17 protein-coding genes are annotated in these 16,486 nt (G+C 71.8%); 7 read left to right on the top strand and 10 right to left on the bottom strand.

What is annotated here, in order from left to right; translation table 11 throughout:
* Positions 1-6: 6 nt before the first annotated feature.
* Together ACIGDI_RS41190 and ACIGDI_RS41185 are read right to left on the bottom strand one after the other, a co-directional pair.
* Positions 7-1,893: a ricin-type beta-trefoil lectin domain protein gene (locus tag ACIGDI_RS41190; protein WP_399907695.1), complete on the bottom strand. Its 1,887-nt coding sequence runs from the start codon at positions 1,891-1,893 to the stop codon at positions 7-9.
* Positions 1,894-2,284: 391 nt separating this feature from the next.
* Positions 2,285-3,190 carry a helix-turn-helix domain-containing protein gene (locus ACIGDI_RS41185; protein WP_399907693.1) on the bottom strand — a complete coding sequence of 302 codons (906 nt, stop codon included), beginning with the start codon at positions 3,188-3,190 and terminating at the stop codon, positions 2,285-2,287.
* A gap of 74 nt (positions 3,191-3,264) precedes the next feature.
* Here ACIGDI_RS41185 and ACIGDI_RS41180 point away from each other — a divergent pair, with 74 nt between their 5' ends.
* On the top strand, positions 3,265-4,083 hold the full coding sequence (locus ACIGDI_RS41180; protein WP_399907691.1) for a phytanoyl-CoA dioxygenase family protein: 819 nt from the start codon (positions 3,265-3,267) through the stop codon (positions 4,081-4,083).
* 126 nt (positions 4,084-4,209) lie between these two features.
* Here the strand turns inward: ACIGDI_RS41180 and ACIGDI_RS41175 are convergent, their stop codons facing one another.
* From ACIGDI_RS41175 to ACIGDI_RS41165, 3 genes are all read right to left on the bottom strand, one after another.
* Positions 4,210-5,181: an aldo/keto reductase gene (locus ACIGDI_RS41175; protein ID WP_399907689.1), complete on the bottom strand. Its 972-nt coding sequence runs from the start codon at positions 5,179-5,181 to the stop codon at positions 4,210-4,212.
* Positions 5,182-5,258: 77 nt separating this feature from the next.
* Complete coding sequence (locus tag ACIGDI_RS41170; RefSeq protein WP_399907687.1) at positions 5,259-5,792, bottom strand: flavoprotein; 534 nt, start codon at positions 5,790-5,792, stop codon at positions 5,259-5,261.
* Positions 5,793-5,801: 9 nt separating this feature from the next.
* Complete coding sequence (locus tag ACIGDI_RS41165; RefSeq protein ID WP_399907685.1) at positions 5,802-6,260, bottom strand: nuclear transport factor 2 family protein; 459 nt, start codon at positions 6,258-6,260, stop codon at positions 5,802-5,804.
* Between the two features lie 113 nt (positions 6,261-6,373).
* Between ACIGDI_RS41165 and ACIGDI_RS41160 the strand changes: the two genes are divergently transcribed.
* Complete coding sequence (locus ACIGDI_RS41160; RefSeq protein ID WP_399907724.1) at positions 6,374-6,934, top strand: TetR/AcrR family transcriptional regulator; 561 nt, start codon at positions 6,374-6,376, stop codon at positions 6,932-6,934.
* A 23-nt stretch (positions 6,935-6,957) separates the two neighbouring features.
* Here the strand turns inward: ACIGDI_RS41160 and ACIGDI_RS41155 are convergent, their stop codons facing one another.
* Positions 6,958-7,152, bottom strand: coding sequence for a ferredoxin (locus tag ACIGDI_RS41155; RefSeq protein ID WP_272174667.1), 195 nt, complete (start codon positions 7,150-7,152; stop codon positions 6,958-6,960).
* 12 nt (positions 7,153-7,164) lie between these two features.
* A complete protein-coding gene (locus ACIGDI_RS41150; protein ID WP_399907682.1) occupies positions 7,165-8,364 on the bottom strand; it encodes a cytochrome P450 in 1,200 nt (399 codons plus the stop codon).
* A 260-nt stretch (positions 8,365-8,624) separates the two neighbouring features.
* On the opposite strand from ACIGDI_RS41150, the gene ACIGDI_RS41145 reads away from it, so the two are divergent.
* The gene (locus tag ACIGDI_RS41145; RefSeq protein WP_399907681.1) at positions 8,625-9,077 is read left to right on the top strand and encodes a nitroreductase family deazaflavin-dependent oxidoreductase; all 453 of its coding nucleotides are present in this window, start codon (positions 8,625-8,627) and stop codon (positions 9,075-9,077) included.
* 119 nt (positions 9,078-9,196) lie between these two features.
* Here the strand turns inward: ACIGDI_RS41145 and ACIGDI_RS41140 are convergent, their stop codons facing one another.
* Positions 9,197-10,117, bottom strand: coding sequence for a cation diffusion facilitator family transporter (locus ACIGDI_RS41140; RefSeq protein WP_399907679.1), 921 nt, complete (start codon positions 10,115-10,117; stop codon positions 9,197-9,199).
* 146 nt (positions 10,118-10,263) lie between these two features.
* On the opposite strand from ACIGDI_RS41140, the gene ACIGDI_RS41135 reads away from it, so the two are divergent.
* The gene (locus ACIGDI_RS41135; protein ID WP_399907677.1) at positions 10,264-11,277 is read left to right on the top strand and encodes a glutathione S-transferase family protein; all 1,014 of its coding nucleotides are present in this window, start codon (positions 10,264-10,266) and stop codon (positions 11,275-11,277) included.
* Positions 11,278-11,335: 58 nt separating this feature from the next.
* Positions 11,336-11,620 carry a DUF4235 domain-containing protein gene (locus tag ACIGDI_RS41130; RefSeq protein WP_399907722.1) on the top strand — a complete coding sequence of 95 codons (285 nt, stop codon included), beginning with the start codon at positions 11,336-11,338 and terminating at the stop codon, positions 11,618-11,620.
* A gap of 57 nt (positions 11,621-11,677) precedes the next feature.
* Here the strand turns inward: ACIGDI_RS41130 and ACIGDI_RS41125 are convergent, their stop codons facing one another.
* Together ACIGDI_RS41125 and ACIGDI_RS41120 are read right to left on the bottom strand one after the other, a co-directional pair.
* On the bottom strand, positions 11,678-12,070 hold the full coding sequence (locus ACIGDI_RS41125) for a VOC family protein (protein ID WP_399907675.1): 393 nt from the start codon (positions 12,068-12,070) through the stop codon (positions 11,678-11,680).
* 102 nt (positions 12,071-12,172) lie between these two features.
* A complete protein-coding gene (locus ACIGDI_RS41120) occupies positions 12,173-12,916 on the bottom strand; it encodes a TetR/AcrR family transcriptional regulator (protein WP_399907673.1) in 744 nt (247 codons plus the stop codon).
* Between the two features lie 125 nt (positions 12,917-13,041).
* Here ACIGDI_RS41120 and ACIGDI_RS41115 point away from each other — a divergent pair, with 125 nt between their 5' ends.
* The gene (locus ACIGDI_RS41115; protein WP_399907671.1) at positions 13,042-14,544 is read left to right on the top strand and encodes an APC family permease; all 1,503 of its coding nucleotides are present in this window, start codon (positions 13,042-13,044) and stop codon (positions 14,542-14,544) included.
* 11 nt (positions 14,545-14,555) lie between these two features.
* Complete coding sequence (locus tag ACIGDI_RS41110; protein ID WP_399907670.1) at positions 14,556-16,190, top strand: amidohydrolase; 1,635 nt, start codon at positions 14,556-14,558, stop codon at positions 16,188-16,190.
* Positions 16,191-16,486: the final 296 nt, after the last annotated feature.

The following is a 16,486-nucleotide window of genomic DNA, read 5'->3' as shown; positions in this document are numbered from 1 at the left end:
GTCCCGTCAGTGGCGGCCTCCGCCGTAGCCGCCACCGCCGTAACCGCCACCGCCGTAGCCGCCTCCATAGCCGCCGCCGTACCCGCCCGCGCCGCAGTAGTACGGGTTGTAGTAGCAGTACGGGTTCGTCGGGTACCCGCTCGACGCCGTCGGTGCGGGCTGCGCGGTCGTCGGCGTGGCGGAGGGCGTCGGCTTGTCGGCTTTGCGAGTGTGCGTGGGAATGGCCTTGGGCGTGGGTGTCGGGACGGGTGTGGTGTCCTGGTCCCAGTTGACGACCTGCATCTGCAGGTCCGCCTTCACAGTGTCGAAGGCCCAGCGCTGCACCCCGCTTTGCTCGCGGGTCTTGAGCACCAGGGCGCCCGAGCCGTCGGTGGCCGCGGGGGCCATGGCCAGGTCCTGGTTCCAGCGCGGCACCAGGGCGCCCCGCAGGGTGAAGTCGTAGCGGATGTTCTTCTGGACACCGCCCGTGCAGGGTGCGAGCACCACCGAGTAGCCGAGGTGGGAGTCGAGGCAGAGTTCGGGGTCGGCGACGCTGCGCAGCCGGCCGTCGGTCTCGTAGCGCCACTGCTGTGTGCCGGCCGAGGAGCAGGAGGCCAGTTCGGTCTCGGCGCCCTCGACGGCCTTCTTGCCGACGACCGACACGCACAGGCCGGAGCCGACGTTGTGCAGCCGCCCCTGGACGTTGCCCTGGGCCGCCTCGCTCGCGCTGATCCAGGACGGGTTGCCGGTCGGGGTGCTCTTCGCCGGGCCCGGCGTCTCGGAGGGGTGGCCGCCGGCCGGCGTGGTGTGGTCGCCGTTGCCGAGGACGGCCCACAGCACGAGCGGGAGGACGACCAGTCCGCTCACCGTGAGGACGGCCGCGGTGAGGTTGCGGCGGCGGGCCGCGGCGCGCCGGGCGGCCTTGCGGTCCGAGCGGCGCGAGGCGGTACGGCCGCCGGGGCGGGGTCCGCCGCCGGCGACGGTCCGGGCGGGGGCCGGGGGCTCGCCGGGCGGCGCGAAGAAGGGCTCGCCCGCCATCACCCGGGGGCGGAGTTCCTCGGGCAGCGCGCTGCCCTCGACGGGGCCGGCGAGTCTGGACTCCACATAGGCCTGGGCGCCCCAGCCCAGGACCGCCTCGGCCAGGGCGAGGCCGATCGCCTGGTTGAACTGGGCGAGTTGGTCCGCGGTGTAGCGGCAGTGCCGGCAGCGGGAGAGGTGCGCGGCCAGGTCGGGGTCGACGTCGGCTCCGCCGCGCCGGTAGGTCACGTCGAGCATGCGCAGATAGCGCCGGCACTCCTGCTCGGGGGCGAGTTCGCGGTGGACCTGGAGGCACTCCTCGCGCAGCCGCTCGCGGGCCCGCCCCAGTTCGACCCGGGCGTCCTCCGCGTCCAGGCCGAGCAGGCCGCCGGGTATCTCGATGGGCTCGGCCTCGACCTCGGCGTGCCACAGCAGGCAGCGGGACGACTGGGGCAGCCGCTGGAACGCCCCGGACAGCAGGCGCCGGTGGGGCGGCGGCAGCAGCCGGGCAGCCACGCGCTCCCCGCCGTCCGCCTCGGAGCGCAGTTGCGGGTGGAGGTGTTCGCGCCGGTGGTCGTTGTCCCACTCGGCGGCGATACGGCGCACGGTGACGAGGAGTTGGGGGCGCCAGGCGGAGGTGGGGCCGTTCTGCCGGAGTGTCTCGCCGAAGAGGCGGGTGAACGCGGCGGTCGTGAGCATTCCCGCGGAGGGTGTGCCGTCGGTGCACAGCCGGGCGTAGGCGAAGCCCGCCTCCCAGTGCCGGTCCAGGAGTTCACCGACGGGCTGCAGCGCGGGCGACGATCCCGTCCACTTCTTGAGTTCGGCACTCAGTTGCTCGTCCGTCACCTCGAACCGGCGGGCAGATGTGGGGGAATTCGACAGGCCGGCGTCGTTCACGGCTGCATTCCTCTCAGGGCATGCGCATAAAGTCCATACCAATAGGTATGGGGATACGTCGACAAGGCGACGAGATCCACACGTACAGGGTTCGGCATCTCGAACGCCTGCCGGAAACGGCTCTTTTGGAGCCCGGGACGAACGGGAGAGGCCTCGCGCGCACAGTGAAAACGTGCATTTTCTGTGCGCCGCCGACGCACACCTTTGCACAGGTCAGCGAAGCGGAACAAGGGATCTCGCGGTTTTGTGCATTCCGTGCCCGGCGCGCGATATTGACGAAACGTCAATGCCGCGGAACGTTATTCGCGCCACACGACCGGGACACCGCGCGAAAACCATTGCCCGACCCGCCCCACCGCATGCGCCGCCTCTCGCTCCGGCGCACGCCCGCTCACTCGCCAACCATTGAGCCGCGCGCCCGGTACACGCCGGGCGGCACCCCGTACCGGTCGCGGAAGACCCGGTTGAAGTGGAACGGGCTGGCGAACCCCGAAGCCGCCGCCACCCGCTCGACGGACAGGTCGCTGCCCTCCAGCAGCCGGGCCGCGTGCCGCAGCCGCGCCTCGCGCAGCGCCCGCATCGGGGACCGGCCCAACTGCTCGGCGAACAGGTGGGCGAAGCGGGAGGGCGACAGGGTGACGCGTGCGGCGAGCGAGCGGACGGTGTGCGGGGCGGCCGGGTCGGCGGCGATGAGCGCCTCCGCCCGGCGCACCCGCTCGTCGATGCCGGGCCGGGTCGCGGGCGGCCGGGCGGTGGCCGCCGTGAGCAGCACGATCTCCTCCAGCGAGGACAGGGCGAGTTCACGGGCGGCGGTCCCGTGCGCCACGGCCACGCGGTCGTGGCCGGGCGCGGTCGCGGGCGGCGCCTCGGTCCCGGTCCAGCGCGCGTCGGTGAGCATCCGGCCGAAGGCGGCCTCCACCCGGCCGTGGACGGCGGCGGGGGTCGGTGTGACGGCGTACAGGCCGTCGCCGGCGTCGTACGGGCGCAGCCACGGTGTCCAGCCCGGCCGGGCCTGGCAGTGGACCCACCAGAACCGCCAGCCCGCGGCGGCCGGTTCGACGGCGTACCGGTGCGGCGCGCCGGGTGCCAGCACGACCAGGTCGCCTGTGCCGGCCGCGACCTCCGCCCGCCCTTGGCGCACCCCGCCGCGGCCACCGGTCGTCCACAGGAAGAGCCAGCTCTCGGCTCCGCCCGGGCGGCTGATCCCGTACCCCGGGAGCTCGTCGTAGTGGCCGATCACGACCAGGCCCGGCGGCGGCGCAGCAGCCTCGGGCAATCGGTCAGCGTTCACGGGCATCCTCCGGCGGGCGGCGGCCGCCTAGCTTAGAAGGCGGATGACACCTCAGGAAAGCCTCGAGAAGGAGGAGCGGGATGACAGCCACGGATATCGACGCCGTCGAGGGTTCACCGCTGACCGCGGACGGGCTGCGGCAGTTCCAGGAGGACGGGTTCACCGTCCTGCGCGGGCTGTTCGGGTACGACGAGATCGATCTGTTGCGCGCGGAGTTCACGGCGCTGCACGCGGCGGGCCCGGTGCCGGGGCACTTCCAGCCGCGGGCGGGCACGGATCCGCTGGCCGCCTACCCGAGGGTGATGCAGCCGCACGAGATCAACGAGCGGGCGCGCCGCGTCCTGCTCGACGCGCGGCTGCGCACGGTGTTGGAGGTGCTGCTCGGCGAGGAAGTGCTGGCCGCGCAGAGCATGTTCTACTTCAAGCCGCCCGGCGCCCGGGGTCAGGCGCTGCACCAGGACAACTTCTATCTGCGCGTGGAGCCCGGCACCTGTGTCGCGGCCTGGGTGGCCTGCGATGTCATCGACCGCGACAACGGCGGCCTGGAGGTCGTGCCGGGCACGCACCTGATGGACCTGTTCTGCCCGGAGGAGGCGGACGCGGACGTGTCGTTCGCGCGGGAGTACGTCGCGCCGCCCGAGGGGCTGACCGCCGTGCCGGTCGACATGGCGCCGGGCGACGTCCTGTTCTTCAACGGCAGCGTGGTGCACGGCTCGCAGCCCAACCGCACCACCGACCGGTTCCGGCGGTCGTTCATCGGGCACTACGTGGGCCGGTCGGCCGAGCGGATCGGCGCGTACTACCGGACGACGGCGATGAGCGGCGAGCGGGTCGTGCTGCCGGAGAGCGAGGGGGCGGGCCCGTGCGGCACGGAGTTCGCACCGCAGGGGCCCCACTGAGCGCTCCGCTGGATGTGCGGGACCGGGCCGTCGGGCGGCCGCGGGTCCGTCGTGGCTGGTCGCGCGGTTCCCCGCGCCCCTTCAGGGCGCGACCGACCCGCAACGGACTTCACCAAGTCCGCTCAGTCAGCCGTGGCCCACGATCGGGTGCGGGGTGTACGGCCGCTCCAGTTCCTCGATCTCCTTGTCGCTGAGCCGGAGTTCGACCGCGGCCACGGCGTCCTCGATGTGGTGCGGCTTGGCCGCTCCGATGATCGGGGCCACCACCGTCTCCTGGTGCAGCAGCCAGGCGAGGGCCACCTGGGCGCGGGGGACGCCCCGGTCGTTCGCGATCCGGGTGACCGCCTCGACGATGGTGCGGTCCCCCTCCGGGTAGAGGCGGCTGCCGAAGTCGTCGTTGGCGCTGCGGTCGGTCACCGTGCCCCAGTCGCGGGTGAGCCGGCCGCGGGCCAGCGGGCTCCAGGGCAGGGCACCGACGCCCTGGTCGGCGCAGAGCGGCAGCATCTCCCGTTCCTCCTCGCGGTAGAGGAGGTTGTAGTGGTTCTGCATGGACACGAACTTGGTCCAGCCGTGCCGCTCGGCGGTGTACTGCATCTTGGAGAACTGCCAGGCGTACATCGAACTCGCCCCGATGTAGCGGACCTTGCCCGCCTTCACCAGGTCGTGCAGGGCCTCCATGGTCTCCTCGACCGGTGTGTGCGGGTCGAATCGGTGGATCTGGTAGAGGTCGACGTAGTCCGTGCCCAGGCGCCCGAGACTGTGGTCGATCTCGGCCATGATGGCCTTGCGGGACAGGCCGGCGCCGTTGGGGCCGGGCCGCGTCCGGCCGTGCGCCTTGGTCGCGAGCACGATCTCGTCGCGGTTGGCGTACTCGCGCAGTGCCTTGCCGACGATCTCCTCGCTGGTGCCGTCGGAGTACACATTGGCCGTGTCGAAGAAGTTGATCCCGGCCTCCAGCGCCTGCCGGATCAGCGGCCGCGAATCCTCCTCGCCGAGGGTCCATTCGTGCACGCCTCGGTCGGGCAGGCCGTAGGTCATGCAGCCCAGACAGATCCGCGACACGTCCAGGCCCGTCGAACCGAGCTTCACGCACTGCATCGTTGCTGCTCCTGCCTTCGGGTGGGGTACGAGGGGAGCGTACGACTTCGCGCGCACTCCATGTCCGGCGCGCGACGTCAGCCGCGGTCCAGCAGGTCCAGCGCCCGCGCCCAGCCGAACTCCGGCCGCACACCGTCCTCCCCCGGGTCCCCGGTGTACCGCTCGCCGAACCGGACGCCCATCCCGCGCAGCCGTACGAGGCTGTCCCGGTAGGCGGGGTGCGTGGCCAGGGCGTCTGCCACGCACGGCAGCGCGGCGACCGGGACGCCCAGGCCGCAGGCCTCGCACAGGGTCGCCACGGCGAGGGTGTCGGCGAGGCCCGCCGCCCACTTGTTGACCGTGTTGAAGGTGGCGGGCGCTGCCACGACCGCGTCGGGCGGCGGGAAGGGACGCGGATCGCCCGGGGTGCGCCAGGCGGAGCGTATGGGGCGGCCGGTCTGCGCCCCGACGGCCTCGGTGTCGAAGAAGCCGTTCGCGGCGACGGGCGTCGCGATCACGCCGACCTCCCAGTCCCGCCGCTGCGCCGCGGTGATCAGCGTGCCCACGTCCGCCGCGATGCCGGCGGCGCAGACGACGACGTAGAGGAAGGGTTTCCCGGCCTGTTCGGTCATCCGGGAACCCTACTGAAGGGGGAAGGACCGCCCGCGCTCGGCTTCCGGCCGCGGTCCGTGGATGCGGCGCTCGCCTTCCTCGATCGGCACGTCGTCGATGCTGGCCTCGCGGCGGGTCATCAGGCCGTGCTCGTCGAACTCCCACAGTTCGTTGCCGTAGGAGCGCCACCACCGGCCGTCGGCGTCGTGGCACTCGTACTGGAAGCGGACGGCGATGCGGTTGCCGTCGAAGGCCCACAGGTCCTTGCGCAGGGCGTAGTCCAGCTCGCGCTGCCACTTGCGGGTCAGGAACGCGACGATCTCCTCGCGGCCGGTGACGAAGGTGTCGCGGTTGCGCCAGACCGAGTCCTCGGAGTAGGCGAGCGCCACCTTGTGCGGGTCGCGGGTGTTCCAGGCGTCCTCGGCCGCCTGCACCTTCTGCGCGGCGGTCTCGCGGGTGAAGGGGGGAAGGGGCGGACGGTCGGCCATGGTGCCTCCTCGGCGGGTGGACGGCAGCGGAGAACGAGCGTTCTCCGCCCGGCTGCTACCGTAGGAGAACGCTCGTTCTCACGTCAAGGAAGGTCGCACCCGGCATGGTCGTCATGGACAGCTCGGCCGCCCGTGAGCAGGTGTTGGACGCGGCCGAGGAGTTGTTCTACGGGCGGGGCATCCAGTCCGTCGGCATGGACGACATCCGGGGGGCGTCGGGGGTCTCGCTCAAGCGGCTCTACCGACTGTTCCCGGCGAAGGAGCAGTTGGTGGAGGCGTACCTGGAGCGGCGCGACGCGCGCTGGCGCGGTCGACTCGCCGAGTTCGTGGCGCGCCGGGAGGATCCCGAGGAGCGCATCCTGGCGCTCTTCGACTGGCTGGAGGACTGGTTCGGCGAGGACGGCTTCCGCGGGTGCGCGTGGATCAACTCCTACGGCGAGCTCGGGGCGACGTCGGAGCCAGTCGTGGCCCAAGTCCGTCTGCACAAAGGGGCGTTCGGGAAGTACGTCGAGGAGCTGGTGGCCGCCGCCGGGCTGCCCGGCTCACTGGCCGGGCAGCTGTTCCTGCTGGCGGAGGGCGCCATGGTGACCGCCGGGATCACCCGGAGCACCGAGCCCGCGCGACAGGCCCGCGCGGCGGCGGAGCTGCTGCTGCGGGCCTGTCGCGCCGGGTGAGGCGGCGGCTCGGACCGTGCCCCTCAGCCGTCGGTCACGGTGATGGCGCCCACCGGGCAGGCGCGCGCCGCCTCCCGGACCATCGGGTCGCCGCCGCCGTCCTCGCGGCCGGGCAGCAGGGTGCTGAATCCGTCGTCGTCCTGGGTGAAGACGCCAGGGGCGGACAAGGCGCACTGGCCGGCGCCGATGCAGACGTCCTGGTCGATCTCGATGCGCATGGACTTGAGCCTCTACCAGGTCACGGGGAGTTCCAGCATCCCCTGGATCGTGTCTCCGGGCTTGAAGGGGATCTCGTCCGGCGGGGCGGCCAGGCGCATGGCGGGCAGCCGGGCGAAGAGGGTGCGCAGGGCGATGTCGAGTTCGGCGCGGGCCAGGTTCTGGCCGAGGCACTGGTGGATGCCGAAGCCGAAGGCCACGTGGTGGCGGGCCGGGCGGTGCCAGTCGAGGGTGTCGGCGTCGGCGTAGACGTCCTCGTCGCGGTTGATGACGGAGGTCGAGAAGAGCACGCCGTCGCCAGAGCGGATGACCGTGTCGCCCACCTGGATGTCCTCCGTGGCCCTGCGCAGCAGACCGTCCGCGATCGACAGCATGCGCATGAGCTCCTCGACCGCCTGGGGCATCAGCTCCGGGTCCGCCCGCAACTCGGCCAGCTGCTCCGGGTGCTGGAGGAGGGTGAAGGTGCCGAGCGAGATCATGTTGGCGGTGGTCTCGTGGCCGGCGACCAGGAGGATGGTGGCGAACGCGATGACGTCCTGCCGGTCCAGCACGCCCTCGCGCAGCTGTACGTGGACGAGTTCGTCGAGCACGCCGTCGCCGGGCTCGGACTGCTTCAGCTTGCGGTCGATCAGGTCCTCGAAGTAGGCGTCCAGTTGCTCGCGCGCGTCCTGCACGTCCGTCACCTTCGGGCCGCGCAGCAGCCGGCGGGACTGTCCCTCGAAGAAGTCGTGGTCGGCGTAGGGCACGCCCAGCAGCGCGCAGATCACCATCGAGGGCACGGGCAGCGCGAAGGCGCTCACCAGCTCGGCGGGCGGCCCCTGGGCGATCATGTCGTCGAGCAGTCCGTCCACGATCCGCTGGATCTGCGGGCGCAGGTCGACGGCCCGGCGGAGGGTGAAGCTGGGGACCATCATGCGCCGCTGGACACGGTGCTCGGGGTCGTCGACGCCGAGCAGCGCGACCCTCCGGTTGCGCACCGAGGCGAAGCGTTCGGTGGGCGCCGGGAAGTCGGGGTGGTTGCGGTCGGTGGACAGGCGCTGGTCTGCGAGCAGTTCCCGGGCGAGGGCGTGACCGGTCACCAACCAGGCGGGACGGCCGTCGTAGAGGGTGATCCGGGCCAGTGGGCGGGTGGCGCGCAGGGGCTCGTAGGCGGTGGGCGGGTGGTAGGGGCACGTGCGGTCCTGGGGGAAGGCCACGGGTTCCGCTTGCGTCATGGAAGACCTCGCAGACGAAGAGTGCGTCGTGCAGATCTTCATTAGATGCCCGGGGCATCTATAGGGCGACGGGAAGTTCGGCCACATCGGTGGTGGGGGCATTCTGGCCGGAGTTGGTCGCACATGATTCGAAAACCCGCGCGCGGACCCGCCCCCTCCGCTTGCGCGCGGCGCGGTGTGCGATAGGGATGATTCCGGCGCGGCGCGGTGTTGAAGCGGCGTGCCGGCAAGTCGTAGGACTCGACGATGGGACGGATGTCATGCCTCTTGAGGGCGAGTACGAACCCAGCCCGGAGCAGTGGGTGCGCGATCAGGTGGAGCTGTACGAGAGCTCCGGCGGTACGAAGGGAACGACGCTGCGGGGCACCGGCCTGCCCGTCGTCGTGCTCACCACCCGCGGCGCGAAGAGCGGGAAGATCCGCAAGTCACCGCTGATGCGGGTCGAGCACGGGGGGCGGTACGCGGTCGTGGCCTCGCAGGGCGGGGCGCCCAAGCACCCGGTCTGGTACCACAACGTCAAGGCGGATCCGCGCGTGGAGCTGCAGGACGGCCCGGACAAGCGGGACATGACGGCCCGTGAGGTCACCGGCGCGGAGAAGGCCGAGTGGTGGCAGCGGGCGGTCGAGGCGTACCCGCCGTACGCCGACTACCAGAAGAGGACCGACCGGCAGATCCCCGTCTTCGTGCTCGAACCGGCCGACGGCGAGCACTGAACGGGGCTGCCTGATCCGGGCCGGCTGACCCGGACCTGGCCGGATCAGCCGTGATGGGCCCTTCCGAAAAAATCTCTGTTCCCCGGCGCATGAACCGGTGTCCCCCGGGCACGCGTCCGTCAGGCCCCGCCGCGCTCCCCCGTCGCGGCGGGGCTTTCCCGTGCCTCGTGCGCGACCCGGTCGGTGATGTCCAGGAAGATCTGGTCGGCCTCCGGGACGGAGTCCGCGACCGTCCGCTTGATCCGCACGGCCACCTCCTCGACCTGTTCGCTGTCCAGGCCCGGCACGAGGTCGACGCGAGCGGCCACCAGGGCCTGGTCCAGGCCGGTCTTCATGGTGAACAGCGCCTCCACGCTGTCGATCTCCGGCTGCTCCTGCAGCAGGTCCCGGATGCGGTCGGCCGCCTCGGGGTCGGCGGCCTCGCCGATCAGCTGGTCGCGTGCCTCGCGGCCCAGGTGGAAGGCGACGAACACCAGCAGGGCACCGATCCCGAAGGAGGCGGACGCCTCCCACACCACCTGACCGGTGACCATGTGCAGCGCCATGCCGATGGCGGCGAGCGTCACGCCCAGCACCGCCGTGCCGTCCTCGGCGACCACCGTGCGCAGCGCCGGGTCGCGCAGTCCGCCGCCGGTCCCGCCCTGCCGGCGCACCTGGTGCAGGGCCCGCAGCAGCGACAGCCCCTCGGCGAGGAAGGACACGCCGAGCACGATCAGGCCGGCCACATAGCCGCTGGTCTTCTCCTCGGCGCCGTTGCGCAGGGCCTCCAGGCCCTGGAAGAAGGAGAAGCAGCCGCCCATGACGAAGATGCCCACGGCCGCCAGCAGCGACCAGAAAAAACGCTCCTTGCCGTAACCGAAGGGGTGACGTTTGTCGGCCGGACGGCGGCTGCGGCGCAGGGCTGCAAGCAGGAACACCTCGTTCATGCTGTCCGCCACCGAATGCGCCGCCTCCGACATCAGGGCCGGTGATCCGGCGGCCAGGCCGCCCACCGCCTTCGCTGCGGCGATCACCAGATTCGCCGCGAGAGCCACCAGCACGGTGACGCGGGTCCGCTTGTCAGCTTTATCGTCCGAAGTTGTCCTGCTCACGTACGCCGACTGCCCGTCCGGGGTCGACTCATACCGTGCGGGGCAGGGAATTCGGGGAACGCGGTGAGCAGGGCACACGATCGCAAGGAGGAACCATGGGCGGCGGGGGCAACGACTCCTACGGCAAGAAGGCGTTCAAGCGGTCCAAGAGCCACTTCACGGACCGGATCACCGCGGACGGGCGGGACGGCTGGCCGGTGGCGGCGGGCCGTTACCGGCTGGTGGTCAGCCGTGCCTGTCCGTGGGCGAGCCGCGCCGTGATCTCCCGGCGGCTGCTGGGTCTGGAGGACGCGCTGCCGATGGCGATCGCCGACCCGATCCAGGACGACCGCAGCTGGCGCTTCACGCTCGATCCCGGCGGTCGCGACCCGGTGCTCGGCATCCGCCATCTCAGCGAGGCCTACGACAAGCGGGAGACCGGGTACCCCGGCGGGGTCAGCGTGCCCGCGATCGTCGACGTGCCCAGCGGGCAACTGGTCACCAACGACTACCAGCAGCTGACCCTCGACCTCGCCACCGAGTGGAGCGCCCTGCACCGCGAAGGAGCGCCGGACCTGTATCCGCAGGCCCTGCGCGACGAGATCGACGCGGTGATGGCCGAGGTCTACGAGGACGTCAACAACGGTGTCTACCGGGCCGGTTTCGCCACCGACCAGGAGGAGTACGAGGGCGCGTGCGCCGGGGTCTTCCGGCGGCTGGACATGCTCAGCGCGCGGCTGGAGGGGCAGCGCTATCTGGTCGGCGACACGATCACGGAAGCGGACATCCGGCTGTTCACCACGCTGGTCCGTTTCGACGCGGCCTATCACGGCCACTTCAAGTGCAACCGCTGGAAGCTGACGGAGAACCCGATTCTGTGGGCGTACGCCCGCGACCTCTACCAGACCCCCGGCTTCGGGGACACGGTCGACTTCGACCACATCAAACGGCACTACTACCAGGTCCACAGCGGTATCAACCCGACCCGCATCGTGCCCCTCGGACCGGAGCTCGACGGCTGGCTCGCGCCCCACTTCCGGCAGGAACTGGGCGGCCGGCCGTTCGGCGACGGAACGCCGCCGGGGCCGGTGCCGGCGGGAGAGGAAGTCCCGGCGCAGGGGCGGCCCTGATCGAGCAGGATCGAGCAAGGAGGCACACGTGGCCAAGAACAAGAACAAGAAGAAGAAGATGAAACTGCCCCTGGCCTACAAGCCCTTGGGCTTCGCGCTGGGCTGGATGAGCGGCGCCCTGTCGGGGATGGCGTTCCGCAAGACCTGGATGGCGATCCGGCACGAGGAGGACGCGCCGGACGCCCTGGACCGGGACCGTGGCTGGGGAGAGATCCTGCTGGCCGCCGCGGTCCAGGGCGCGATCTTCGCCGTGGTGCGCAGCGCGGTGGACCGCGGTGGCGCCAAGGCCATCGAACGCTCGACGGGCGTGTGGCCGACCAGCGAACCGGGCGGCCGGGACTGACGAGAGGGGCCGGCATCCTCATGGATGCCGGCCCCTCTTCCTCGTCCGCCCCACTCCTCAACCCTGTTTCGGGGCCGTCGGTGTGGTGCGGCGCAGGGTGAAGGAGTGGCCGGCCGGGTCGGCGTAGCCGCGTTCCTCGTACGGTCCGGCCGCGTCCTTCGTGTCGAGCGGGCGGCCGCCGAGTTCGACCACCTTGCGCTCCGCCGCGTCCAGGTCGGTCACTTGGAAGTCCAGGTGGGCCTGGAGGGAGTTCTCGGGGCGCGGCCAGCTCGGCGGCGTCGCGTTGACGTCGCGGCGGAAGGCCATCCGGATGCCGTCAGCGCCCCTGATCTCCACCCGGTTGGCGGTCGCGTCGGTCTCCTCGGCGTCCAGCAGTTCCTTGTAGAACACGGCGAGCTTCTCGGGCTCGGCGCAGTCGAGCACCACGTAGCCCGCTTCAACCAGCGGCATGTCTCCTCCGAAGGGTCCCGGGCGCGAGGCAGGTCGTGTCCCGCCGCCCTCCCCCACCGGATATCCCGGCCCGGCCGGTTCACTCGCCGTCCCGTGACACGGTCAACCGGCCTGGTCGGTCTCGTCATTGGGCCGGCCCGGTGTCCGTGCTTCCGCCAGCCGGGCGGCCGCGGCGCTCAGCAGCAGATCGAGGGCGGCCGGGTAGGAGCTGTGCGGCATGTCGTGCACGAGGTGGCGGGCCGCAGCGGCGATGTGCGGATGGGTGGCGGCGGGCAGCCGGGCGTACGTCGCCCGCCATACGGCCGCCTCCGCCTCCCGGGCGGCCTTCGGCAGAGCCGTGCTCGCCGAGTCGAGGGCGCCGAAGGCGAGCGCCTGGTCGATGAAGGCGTGGTAGACGCGCACCGCCTCGGCGTCGGGGAAGCCGGCGCCGCGCAGCACGCCGAGGACGGTCTCGACGGCCTGGATCTCGTGGACGCGCCCGGTGACGCGGTAGGAGCTCAGGACGGCCGCCCGCGGATGCGCCAGGGCGCTGGCGTGCATGCGCAGTCCGAGTTCGCGCAGGTCGTCGCGCCAGTCGCCGCTGGGCCGCCAGGTACGCAGGGTACGGCCGATCAGCTCGTCGGCGACGGCGAGCATCAGGTCGTCGGTGTGCCGGAAGTAGCGGTACAGGGAGCTGGGGTCGGCCCCCAGGGCGCGGCCCAGGCGGCGCACCGACAGGGCGTCGGCGCCGTGCTCCTCGATCAGGCGCAGGGCGGTCGCCACGATCAGCTCCTCGGACAGCACGACGCCCTGCTTGGTGGGGCGCCTGCGCCGCCGGGCGTCGGGCGGAACGACACGCTCGCTCATGGTCTGCCTCCTGGGACCGGTGCCCGCACCTTATGACAACAGCGTTGACCTGTTAAGTGCCCGGGCAGTTTCATGTGCGGTCACCGGGGCCAGCCAGGCCCCCCGGTGCGAGCGGAGACCCGCCCATGTCCGACCAGTCCCTCGGCGCAGCGCCGCCCGCGCGGCCCGCGCTGCGCAAGTCCCTCGGCGTCCTCGACGGCGTCGCCATCGCCGCGTCCAGCACGGCCGCGACCACCAGCATCGGCATCGGCCTCGGTGTGACGGCCGGAGTGGTCGGTCTGCATCTGCCGGCGATCATGCTGCTGGCGTTCCTGCCGGTGCTGGGCATCGCCGGCGCCTACTCCCGGCTCAACCGCGTCGAGCCGAACGCCGGCAACGGCTATGTGTGGGTGGGCCGTTCGCTCAGTCCATGGCTCGGTTTCCTGGTCGGCTGGGTGAACATCGTGGCGACGGTGGCGTTCCTGGCGTACACGACCGCGGTCACCGGCTCGGCGCTGATCCAGCTGGCCGGGGAGGCCGGAGTGCACCGGATCGGCGGACTCGCGCTGGACGCGGGCTCGACGGCGCAGACCACCGCCCTCGGCATCTTCGTCCTGGTGGCGGTGACCGTCACCGCCGTCACCGGGGTCCGCACGGCGGCGCGGCTGCAGACGGGGCTGCTGGTCTTCGAGTACGTCGTCCTGCTCGGGTTCTGCGGCTACGGCATCGTCACCGGCCCGCACGCCTTCAGCCTGAGCTGGTTCGATCCGTTCGCGATCCCCTCGGCGTCGGCGCTGGCCCAGGGGCTGATCCTGTCGGTGTTCTGTTACTGGGGTTTCGAGGCCGCCTTCAGCGTCAACGAGGAGGTGCGCGAGCCGCGGGACGCCTCCCGGGCCGGGTTCATCACGCTCCTGACCATGCTGACGCTGTTCCTGCTCGGCTCGATCGCCTTCCAACGGGTCCTGCCGGAGCCGGAGTTGGCCGGGCACGGCGCCCAGGGGCTGGCGTACTTCGGGGACCGGCTGGCCGCGCAGCCCCTGGCCGCGCTGCCCCTGGTGGCGCTGATGTTCTCGGCGGTGGCCTCACTGCAGGCCGGGGTGATCCCGACGGCCCGCGGCATGTTCGCGATGAGCCGGGACCGTACGCTCGGGCCGGTGTGGTCCCGGGTCAGCGCCCGCTACGGCACTCCGGCCGCCGGGACGCTGCTGATCGGCGCGCTGGCGGCGGCGGTCGCCGCGCTCGCCCTGGTGATCCCGCGGCTCGCGGACATGATCATGGCGACGGTGAACGCCGTCGGCATCGTGGTCGCCCTGTCGTACGCCCTGACGGCGCTGGCGGCGGCCGTACGCTTCCGTTCGCTGCTGCGGGAGGACTGGCGCCAGGGGCTGCGGGCCGTGGTGCTGCCCATGCTGAGCGCGACGGCGCTGCTCGGGCTCGGCGGCTATCTCGGCTGGAGCTTCTACTCCTCCACCGACCATCTCGAACTCCGCGCGGACAACGGGTGGTTCCTGCTCCTCACTCCCCTGCTCATGATCGGGTCCGGCTTCGTCGCCGCCGCATGGGCCAAGTGGGCGCGCAGGTCCCCGTACTTCCGCACGGGCGAGGGCACGGACGCGGACGCGCCCGCCCTGCTGACCACCATCTCCTAGGAAACGGATCCATGCACGCAGACCTCCTCTTCACCGGCGGCCCCGTCCTGACCCCCGAGGGCCGAACCGCCACCGCCGTGGCCGTCACCGGCGGCCGCATCACAGCCGTGGGGCACGACGAGGTGCTGGACCTCAAGGGGCCGCGGACCCGAGTCGTCGACCTGGCGGGCCGGTTGCTGCTGCCCGGTTTCCAGGACGCGCACGTCCATCCGATCCCGGCGGGTCTTGAGCTGTCGCAGTGCGACCTGACCGGGGCCAGGACGGCCGAGGAGACGGTCGCCGCGGTCCGCGCCTACGCCGGCGCACACCCCGAGCGGGAGTGGATCCTCGGCGGGGGCTGGTCCATGGAGGCCTTCGAGGGCGGTACGCCGACCCGGGAACTGCTGGACGCGGCCGTGCCCGACCGGCCGGTGTACCTGCCCAACCGCGACCACCACGGCGCCTGGGTCAACGGCCGCGCCCTGGAGCTCGCCGGGGTCACCCGGGACACCCCGGACCCGGCCGACGGACGCATCGAGCGGGACGCGGCCGGCGAACCGAGCGGCACCCTGCAGGAGGGGGCGATGCAACTCGTCGGCCGGCTCACTCCCCCGGCCACCGCTGCCGACCGGCTGGCGGCCCTGCTGCACGCCCAGCGCCATCTGCACGCGCTCGGCATCACGGCATGGCAGGACGCGCTCGTCGGGGCCTTCCTCGGCATGGACGACCCGTCCGGGGCGTATCTGGCGGCCGCGCGGGACGGCTCGCTCACCGCGCGGGTCGTCGGCGCCCTGTGGTGGGACCGGGAGCGTGGAGCCGAGCAGATCCCCGAACTCCTGGAGAAGCGGGAGGCGTTGAGTCACGGACGGTTCCGAGCGGGGACCGTGAAGCTGATGCTGGACGGGGTCGCCGAGAACGGCACGGCCGCGCTGCTGGATCCGTACCTGGACCGGTGCGGCTGCGCCACCGCCAACCACGGCAAGAGCTTCATCGACTCCGGTCAACTCCCCAAGTATGTGAGCGAGTTGGACCGGCTCGGCTTCCAGTGCCACTTCCACGCGCTGGGCGACCGGGCCGTCCGCGACGCCCTGGACGCCATCGAGGCCGCGCGGGCGGCGAACGGGCCGAGCGACACCCGGCCGCATCTGGCGCACCTGCAGGTCGTGCACCCCGACGACGTACCGCGCTTCGCCGAGCTGGATGCCACGGCGAACCTGCAGCCGCTGTGGGCCGCCCACGAACCGCAGATGGACGAGCTAACGATCCCCTTCCTGGGAGCCGAACGGGCGGCGTGGCAGTACCCGTTCGGCTCGCTGCTGCGTTCCGGGGCGCGGCTCGCCGCGGGCAGCGACTGGCCGGTGAGCAGCCCCGATCCGCTTCAGGGAGTCCACGTCGCGGTCAACCGGGTCGCGCCCGACGGCGACGGCGCCCCCGTGTTCCTGCCCGCCGAACGCATCGGTCTCGCCGAGGCGTTGACGGCCTACACGGCCGGATCGGCGTACGTGAACCATCTCGACGACACCGGACGAGTGCGGGTCGGCCAACTGGCGGACCTGGTGGTGCTGGACGGCGATCCGTTCGCCGGACCGCCGCAGGAGATCGGGCGGACGCGGGTGGCGATGACCTTCGTGGGAGGGGAGGCAGTGTACGCAGCTCAAGAGTCGTAAGCAGTAACGGATATCACGGTGAGGTCACGCGTAGATCATTTAGGCTCTGGGCAGCCTCGTAGCGCTTCTCGGTTCAACTTTCGGCCATAGAAGCTGAGTTCGAGTGCACGGGCGGCCAGAAGGCCGCCCGTTCGCAGGGCGGGGGGGCTCTGCCTGTTCCGGCTCCCGGAAGGAAACGCATGCCTAAGGACGCCAGGTTCGGCCTCCCGTTCGACACTCCCGTCAACGGACATCTGGGGTACGCCCAGAACCGTCCGCCCCTCTGCGCGCTCCTCGTCTGACGGGCAGCCGTGAAC

Source organism: Streptomyces sp. NPDC085900, from assembly GCF_044540925.1.
In the GTDB taxonomy this organism is placed as follows: Bacteria; Actinomycetota; Actinomycetes; order Streptomycetales; family Streptomycetaceae; genus Streptomyces; species Streptomyces gilvifuscus.
Note: the sequence above shows the minus strand (reverse complement) of the source record. Positions and strands in the feature narration are given on the sequence as shown.

What these genes read in the sequence shown, in the direction of transcription:
- ACIGDI_RS41150 (WP_399907682.1), bottom strand. Translation starts at nt 8,364, where the DNA reads ATGACGCAAGCGGAACCCGTGGCCTTCCCCCAGGACCGCACGTGCCCC.
- ACIGDI_RS41135 (WP_399907677.1), top strand. Translation starts at nt 10,264, where the DNA reads ATGGGCGGCGGGGGCAACGACTCCTACGGCAAGAAGGCGTTCAAGCGG.
- ACIGDI_RS41185 (WP_399907693.1), bottom strand. Translation starts at nt 3,190, where the DNA reads ATGCCCGTGAACGCTGACCGATTGCCCGAGGCTGCTGCGCCGCCGCCG.
- ACIGDI_RS41180 (WP_399907691.1), top strand. Translation starts at nt 3,265, where the DNA reads ATGACAGCCACGGATATCGACGCCGTCGAGGGTTCACCGCTGACCGCG.
- ACIGDI_RS41120 (WP_399907673.1), bottom strand. Translation starts at nt 12,916, where the DNA reads ATGAGCGAGCGTGTCGTTCCGCCCGACGCCCGGCGGCGCAGGCGCCCC.
- ACIGDI_RS41175 (WP_399907689.1), bottom strand. Translation starts at nt 5,181, where the DNA reads ATGCAGTGCGTGAAGCTCGGTTCGACGGGCCTGGACGTGTCGCGGATC.
- ACIGDI_RS41115 (WP_399907671.1), top strand. Translation starts at nt 13,042, where the DNA reads ATGTCCGACCAGTCCCTCGGCGCAGCGCCGCCCGCGCGGCCCGCGCTG.
- ACIGDI_RS41125 (WP_399907675.1), bottom strand. Translation starts at nt 12,070, where the DNA reads ATGCCGCTGGTTGAAGCGGGCTACGTGGTGCTCGACTGCGCCGAGCCC.
- ACIGDI_RS41170 (WP_399907687.1), bottom strand. Translation starts at nt 5,792, where the DNA reads ATGACCGAACAGGCCGGGAAACCCTTCCTCTACGTCGTCGTCTGCGCC.
- ACIGDI_RS41130 (WP_399907722.1), top strand. Translation starts at nt 11,336, where the DNA reads ATGAAACTGCCCCTGGCCTACAAGCCCTTGGGCTTCGCGCTGGGCTGG.
- ACIGDI_RS41165 (WP_399907685.1), bottom strand. Translation starts at nt 6,260, where the DNA reads ATGGCCGACCGTCCGCCCCTTCCCCCCTTCACCCGCGAGACCGCCGCG.
- ACIGDI_RS41145 (WP_399907681.1), top strand. Translation starts at nt 8,625, where the DNA reads ATGCCTCTTGAGGGCGAGTACGAACCCAGCCCGGAGCAGTGGGTGCGC.
- ACIGDI_RS41155 (WP_272174667.1), bottom strand. Translation starts at nt 7,152, where the DNA reads ATGCGCATCGAGATCGACCAGGACGTCTGCATCGGCGCCGGCCAGTGC.
- ACIGDI_RS41160 (WP_399907724.1), top strand. Translation starts at nt 6,374, where the DNA reads ATGGACAGCTCGGCCGCCCGTGAGCAGGTGTTGGACGCGGCCGAGGAG.
- ACIGDI_RS41110 (WP_399907670.1), top strand. Translation starts at nt 14,556, where the DNA reads ATGCACGCAGACCTCCTCTTCACCGGCGGCCCCGTCCTGACCCCCGAG.